Genomic DNA, 3,361 nt, shown 5'->3' on the forward strand with positions numbered 1-3,361 from the left:
AAATTGAAACCCATCATATAATACCTGTTGCAGAAGGCGGACAAAACGACATTGAAAACCTTGTGCATCTACACCAAGCGTGTCATAAGCAGGTACACAGCAAATCCAAGTCCAATCGCTTGAAATAAGGCTTGAGCCGGATGATGCGAAAGTGTCAAGTCCGGTTCTTAGGGGAGGGGAGGGGAGTAATCCCTGAACCTTACCCGACTATAGCAGTCGCCAGTCCAGTTAGGACGTAGAATAAAAGAAGTTGCCAAAATTCGAGATAAATCTACCCATGTCTAATTCTTACAGCTACAACTTACGGAAAAAGGTCATAGAGGCCATTGAAATCAACGGGATGAAGAAGAGTGAAGCCAGTAAACTGTTTGGAATTAGCCGTAATACGATCGATCTGTGGCTCAAGCGTAAAGAAGAAACTGGAGACTTCCATGCTAAGACATACAGACCCCCGGGGCATAGTCATAGCATAACGGACTGGGATAAGTTTCGAGCTTTTGTTGAAGAGAATGCGCTCATTAACCCAAGCTCATCTGGCTGAATTATGGGACGGTGAAATTAGTGAAAGAACCATCAGTAGGGGACTCAAAAAAATCGGCTTCACTCGCAAAAAAAAACTTATGGATACCGGGAACGGGATGAAATAAAACGGGCAGAATTTATGGAAAAACTCGCTTCAGTCAAGCCTGAAGACATTGTATATGGCGATGAAGCTGGTATGGATAGCCGCGATGACTACAGCTATGGTGACAGTAGAAAAGGCGAACGTCTCCATGCTCTGAAGTCAGGACGACGCCTGGGGCGCCTTAATATGATTGCCGCTTTTTGTCAAGGGGAATTACGCGCTCCTTTCACCCTTGAAGGAGCCTGCAATCGGAACGTATTTGAACTCTGGTTAGAAATCTGTCTCATTCCCACCTTGAAACCGGGGCAAAAATTGGTGATTGACAACGCCACGTTTCATAGGGGAAGACGTATTGAACAACTGGTGCAAGAGGCCGGATGCGAAATTTGGTATTTACCGCCCTATTCCCCAGACTTAAATAAAATTGAGCGGTGTTGGTCTTGGCTTAAAAGCCGTATTCGACACCAACTTAAACAGTTTAACACCAGATTACGAGAGGCTATGGAGCAGGTTCTTCGGTTAGCCGGTGCTTAATTTCCTAACTGGAGTGGCGACTGCTATACCCGAAGCGAACTGCTATACAAGCCACGGGTAAACCAAAGATTCGGGTTGGCATTGGGATGCACACAGGAGTTTTGATGGCTGGCAGTGTCGGCGGCAAAAAAGGTCAAATTTTTCCGTGATTGGGGATACGGTTAATGTTGCCGCCAGACTAGAACCCATGAATAATTTACCAAAAATAATCCGTATCATTTACTGATGACTGCGGATACTTATAATTTAGTTTGCGATCGCTATTTGGGTGAGCAAGTTGATCGCATTCAACTCCGAGGCAAAGAAGAAACTACCACGATTTATGCTATTTTAGGAGAGCGATCGCCGGAAAAACCGGGTTAATTTTCCGGATTAATTTTCCGGGTTAATTTTCCGGGTTAATTTTTAGGGTTAATTTTTAGGGTTAATTTTTAGGGTTAATTTTTAGGGTTAATTTTCCAGATTACCAGATTAATTTTCTCTAATCCGGTCTAAAAAGAATTCTTTTTAGAATTCTAAAAAAATTTCTAAATTCTAAAAAGAATATTTTAAAACTTTAATCACTGGCCCTGTTTCTGGTAACTGATTCGCTTGGAGAGCGATCGCATTTCCATTCACCTCTTCCACGGGCGTATCTCCCATCACCGAAAGAAACTGATCCAGCGCCACCAAATCGCAGAGATTTGCATCTGCGGCAGCGGTCCGATATTGCGTCGGAATCACCACTTTCGGATTCAGCAATGCGATCGCTGCCTTCGCTTCTTCGGGATTATAAACTTTTGGCCCACCGCCCACTGGCAACAACAACAGATCCGGACGACCCATCAAAATTTGTTGATTAGTAGTAATCGGGGCTGCCGCACCACCGAGATGCAAAATCTTAATATCTGCTTGCGTCCACCGCCAAACCACATTTGTCCCAAAGCGGCGACCCCCGTGGCGATCGTGGTCAGTACGGACTCCCTGGATCTGTTTGTCGCGAAACTGATAAGCCCCCGGTTCTGACAATATCTGAGGTTGACCCAGCAACTCATCGATCGCCCCTTCATCCAACAACCGACTGCTAATTAAAACCAAATTAGCTTCCACTCGTGGCAAGCGATACCCAGCAGTACAACCAATACTACGGAAAGGATTCACCAAAACCCTCAGATTATCCCCCGTAAACGAAAAACAACTATGTCCCAACCATTTAATAGAAAGTTGATTTTGGGTCGTCGAAGCTTCGGGAGGTGTTGTTGGGGGGGTGGGTGAGGGGGTCGTGGATGGTGGGGGAGAAGTTTGAGATTGAACTTGGGCTTGAACAGCTTGCCATTGACCCGCGAGGCTGCTTCCCAGGGCGGCGAATAAACTGATTTGTCCGTAGCGGAGAAACTTGCGACGATTAATCATTGAATCTTGGTTACTGGGTCTTGCTTACTAAGTGTTAGATAGGGAGGAAGCTTGGTGGAGAAAATTTCTCAGGAGTTGCTTGCCAGAAATGGTCAAAATACTTTCTGGGTGGAACTGGACGCCCTGAATATGTGGATAGTTCCGATGCTGCACCCCCATAATCGTGCCATCGCTAACCCAGGCGGTAATTTCCAAGTCTTTCGGGCAGCTTTCCCGGTCAATCACCAGACTGTGATATCGAGTGGCGACAAATGGGTTAGACAATCCGGCAAAAACACCGACCCCAGTATGATAAACCTCAGAGGTTTTGCCGTGCATCAGTTCTGGCGCGGAGACAATATTGCCGCCAAATACTTGACCGATCGCTTGATGACCGAGACAAACTCCTAAAATCGGTAAAGTTGGGCCGAGTTCTCGGATCAAATCTACGGAAATTCCCGCATCTTCTGGTCTTCCAGGACCTGGGGAAATCAGCACCGCATCCGCACCAGATTGGCGAATTTCACTGAGAGTGATTTGATCGTTGCGATATACCCGGAGGTCTGCGGCTATGGAAAACTCAGGCGCAAGTTCTCCTAAATACTGAACCAGGTTATAGGTGAAGCTGTCGTAATTATCAATAACAATGATCAAGGCTATGACTCCTTATCAATTTGGTAGATGGTCTCCGACTAATTAGGAGAGAGGGGCTCCCGGGGCTTTTGGGGCCTGGGGTGTGGGGCCTGGGGTGTGGGGTGTGGGGTGTGGGGTGTGGGGGAGAAGAAAGGGCCGCCATCGGTGTAGGGTGTGGGGGGAAGAGAGAAAAGAGAA

5 protein-coding genes and 1 pseudogene are annotated in these 3,361 nt (G+C 46.7%); 4 read left to right on the top strand and 2 right to left on the bottom strand.

Features of this window, described 5'->3' with window-relative positions; all coding sequences use genetic code 11:
- Positions 1-17 precede the first annotated feature (17 nt).
- The 4 genes and pseudogenes from AM228_RS35760 (at position 18) to AM228_RS34595 (ending at position 1,522) form a co-directional block, all read left to right on the top strand.
- Complete coding sequence (locus tag AM228_RS35760; RefSeq protein ID WP_255353276.1) at positions 18-128, top strand: HNH endonuclease; 111 nt, start codon at positions 18-20, stop codon at positions 126-128.
- A gap of 149 nt (positions 129-277) precedes the next feature.
- Positions 278-541 carry an IS630 transposase-related protein gene (locus tag AM228_RS36465; RefSeq protein WP_255353275.1) on the top strand — a complete coding sequence of 88 codons (264 nt, stop codon included), beginning with the start codon at positions 278-280 and terminating at the stop codon, positions 539-541.
- Positions 542-601: 60 nt separating this feature from the next.
- Positions 602-1,159 (top strand): annotated as a pseudogene (locus AM228_RS36470) (IS630 family transposase); the annotation flags it as partial.
- A gap of 225 nt (positions 1,160-1,384) precedes the next feature.
- Positions 1,385-1,522, top strand: a complete 138-nt coding sequence (locus AM228_RS34595) for a hypothetical protein (protein WP_190880655.1) — start codon at positions 1,385-1,387, stop codon at positions 1,520-1,522.
- 171 nt (positions 1,523-1,693) lie between these two features.
- On the opposite strand, the gene AM228_RS26480 is transcribed toward AM228_RS34595, so the two are convergent.
- Complete coding sequence (locus AM228_RS26480; RefSeq protein WP_054469930.1) at positions 1,694-2,548, bottom strand: MBL fold metallo-hydrolase; 855 nt, start codon at positions 2,546-2,548, stop codon at positions 1,694-1,696.
- Positions 2,549-2,578: 30 nt separating this feature from the next.
- The gene (locus AM228_RS26485; protein ID WP_054469910.1) at positions 2,579-3,184 is read right to left on the bottom strand and encodes an aminodeoxychorismate/anthranilate synthase component II; all 606 of its coding nucleotides are present in this window, start codon (positions 3,182-3,184) and stop codon (positions 2,579-2,581) included.
- Positions 3,185-3,361: the final 177 nt, after the last annotated feature.

The sequence above is a fragment of the Planktothricoides sp. SR001 genome (assembly GCF_001276715.1).
Classification (GTDB): Bacteria; Cyanobacteriota; Cyanobacteriia; order Cyanobacteriales; family Laspinemataceae; genus Planktothricoides; species Planktothricoides raciborskii.